Here is a 3,011-nt window from a genome sequence, read left to right as displayed (position 1 = left end):
GGTCGGCTGAACGGCATCCACTCGGGCGGCGGCTCGGACTCGTCGGACGGGGTGCCGTGGGGGAGGTGCGTCGCGACCGGCACGGCCACCCACGGGGGCCGGATCCCGCCGAGCGCGATGCCGTCCTCGTCCCGCTGCAGCGCCTCCTCGCCCCGCACGAGCCGCAGCCGGTCGCCGCGCGGCGCGGGCACGCCGTCCTCGATCCAGCGCCGCATCGCGGCCAGCGCAGCGCAGGCGTAGAGGTCGAACCGCGCGTCGCTGCGGCGCTCCCGGACGGCGAACGCGGGCCTGCGCCCTCCGGCGTCCTCGAACTGCTGCAGGTTCGTCAGGACGCTGGGTCGCGACTCGATGTGCGCGGTTCCGGCGACCTGGAGGAGGCGGTAGCGGTCGCCGTCGGCGTCCGAGTCCGGGCGGAGCACCGGCCCGTGCGTCTCCGACTCCGTCTCGCTGAGCAGCTCGACGACCACGGCACCGTGGCCGGACACCGTTCGTCGCGCGTCGTCCGGCGGCAGCTCGGCGTCGCCGGGGGAGAGCGGCGGGTAGCCGGCGGCGCCGGCCCCGCCGGAGGAGATGCCGATGAGGTAGCCGTCGACGAGCGGCCGACCGTCGGTGCCGCGCAGCCGGTCGTGGAACCCGTCCTGCAGGAAGACCCGGCAGAAGCTGCCGGTCGCCGACATGCCGCCGAGCACGACGGTCCGGGCGGCGACGGGGCCCAGCGCGCCGTCGACGAGCGCCTGGACCGCGGCCGCGAGCACGTCGTACTGCTGGCCGTCCTCCGGGATGTCGAGTGAGCCGTAGCGGCTCGGGGCGAGGTCCTCGCGCAGCTGCTGCGCGAGGCGCGGGAAGACGGTCGCGCCCATCCACGTGTGCCCCTCGCGCAGCAGCCAGGGGTGCACCGCGTTCCAGACCAGCGCCGAGTCGAGGTCGGGGTGGAGCGGCTCGACCTGCACGAAGCCGGACGCCGCGGCGGGGTCGGCGGGCCTGCGCACGAGCACGCGGGTGCGGAACGGCAGCTCGGGTCCGGGGACGGCCGTGCCGCCGGCGTCGCGATGCCAGACGGCCGCCGACCCGTCGATGAGGTGCTCCTCCTCGACGTACCCGAACGCGGCGAGATCGACGCCCATCTCGAGCTCCGGGAGGAAGGAGGTGCCGAACGGGGGCGTGTCGAGAGCGGCGACGGCGGGCTCGACCGATCGGTACGACATCGTGATGGAACTCCTCCTGCGCGGTGCTGGCACAATATCAGGCTGCCTGATACTTTCCCTCGCAGCGGGTCCGCCCGCACCACATGCAGCACCCCCATGCAAAGGAGCACCGATGCCTGCATCCCGCCTCTCCAGGAGAGCGTTGCTCGCCGCCGCCACGATCGCTGCGCTCACCGTCGGGGTGACGGCGTGCAGCAGCGGCACGGGATCGGGGAACGGGGGTGGAGGCGCCACGCGAGGTGGCACCCTCACCACCCAGTTCGCCGGCATCCCGATCAGCCTCGACCCGGCGCTCGGCGGGTCGGGCGGTAGCGCGATCTTCACCGCCCTCGCCTACGACTCCCTCATCTACCAGGCCGGCGACGGCAAGCTCGTGCCCGATCTGGCGACCAAGTGGTCCCTCGACCCGACCAACACGAAGCTCACGCTCACCCTCCGCAAGGGCGTGAAGTTCATGGACGGCACGACCATGGACGCCGCCGCGGTGAAGGCGTCGCTCGACCACTTCCTGAAGGCCGGAGGCGGCGACCTCCGCTACGCGGGCCCCGTCTCCGAGGTCACCGCGCCGTCCACCGACACGGTGGTCATCAGCTACAAGTCGCCGTACCCCGACGGGCCGTTCTTCCTCACGCAGTACTGGGGCGTCGGCCAGATCATCGGGCCGAAGGGGCTCGCCGACCCGAAGAGCCTCCTCACCAAGAGCGACGGCACCGGGCAGTACGCGTACGCGCCGGACCAGTCGGTCACCAACTCCTCGTACACCTACACGCGCAACCCGCACTACTTCGCGCCCGACGCGCAGCAGTACGACAAGGTGGTCGTGAAGGTCATCGGCGACCCGAGCGCGACGCTGTCGGCCGTCAGCACCGGTCAGGTGTCCTTCGCGGGGCTCACGCCCACCACGGCGGCGACCGCCAAGTCGAGCGGCCTGAAGCTCGTGACCGCGCCCTTCTTCACCTGGGGGCTCACGGTCGCGGACTACCAGGGCACCCTCAACCCGGCGATGAAGAACAAGGACGTGCGGCAGGCCATGGCGCTCGCGCTCGACCGCGGCGCGCTCGCCTCCGCCCTCGGCGCCGACTACAACCAGGCGAACGGACAGCTCGGGGCGAAGGGGACCGACGGGTACGTCGACGGCTTCGGCTTCCAGCAGGACCTCGCGAAGGCGAAGTCCCTGATGGCGGGCGCGGGCTACGCCAAGGGCTTCACCCTGAACGTGCTCACCGAGAACGTGCTCGACAGCCAGACCACCATCTCCCAGGCGATGGCGAGCGACCTCGGCAAGATCGGCATCAAGGTGAACCTGGTCGTGAAGAACACGGTGCCGGACTTCATCCAGGCCGCGCTGTCGAAGCAGTACCCCGTGCTCGTGTGGCCGGTCATCGGCGCGACGAGCGGTCAGGTGCTCGCGAACTTCATCCAGCCCGGCGTGACGGACCCGTTCGGCAACACCGACCCGGTGCTCACGAAGCTCTACGACCAGGCGCAGGCCGCGACGAGCGCTTCGGCCCGCACCGCCGTGTTCCAGCAGATCACGAAGGCGTCGAACGACGAGGCCTGGTTCATCCCCGCGGTGTCGACCGACAACGTGTTCGCGGTCGGGCAGCATCTGAGCGGTGTCACCGCGTCGGCGCTGAACCCCAACCCGCTGCCGGCGGCGCCGGATCCCTCGCTGGCCTGGAAGACCACCAAGTAACCAGCCCCTCCGCGGGTGGCCCCCCCCGAGGACCCGGCCCCCCCCCCCAAAAAACGGGCCGGGGACCCCCCCAGGGCCCCGCCAACCAACCCACCGCCGGGGGGGGGGGG

The 3,011-nt window shown here is 72.0% G+C and carries 2 protein-coding genes; one reads left to right on the top strand and one right to left on the bottom strand.

All coding sequences use genetic code 11. The features are described from left to right. A partial coding sequence (locus ACTHLI_RS06850) for an alpha/beta hydrolase domain-containing protein (RefSeq protein WP_440182398.1) occupies positions 1-1,205 on the bottom strand: 1,205 nt, incomplete at its 3' end. Positions 1,206-1,317: 112 nt separating this feature from the next. Here ACTHLI_RS06850 and ACTHLI_RS06845 point away from each other — a divergent pair. After that, positions 1,318-2,901 carry an ABC transporter substrate-binding protein gene (locus ACTHLI_RS06845; RefSeq protein WP_440182397.1) on the top strand — a complete coding sequence of 528 codons (1,584 nt, stop codon included), beginning with the start codon at positions 1,318-1,320 and terminating at the stop codon, positions 2,899-2,901. Positions 2,902-3,011 lie beyond the last annotated feature (110 nt).

The organism is Amnibacterium sp. (assembly GCF_051956055.1).
GTDB lineage: Bacteria > Actinomycetota > Actinomycetes > Actinomycetales > Microbacteriaceae > Amnibacterium.
Note: the sequence above shows the minus strand (reverse complement) of the source record. Positions and strands in the feature narration are given on the sequence as shown.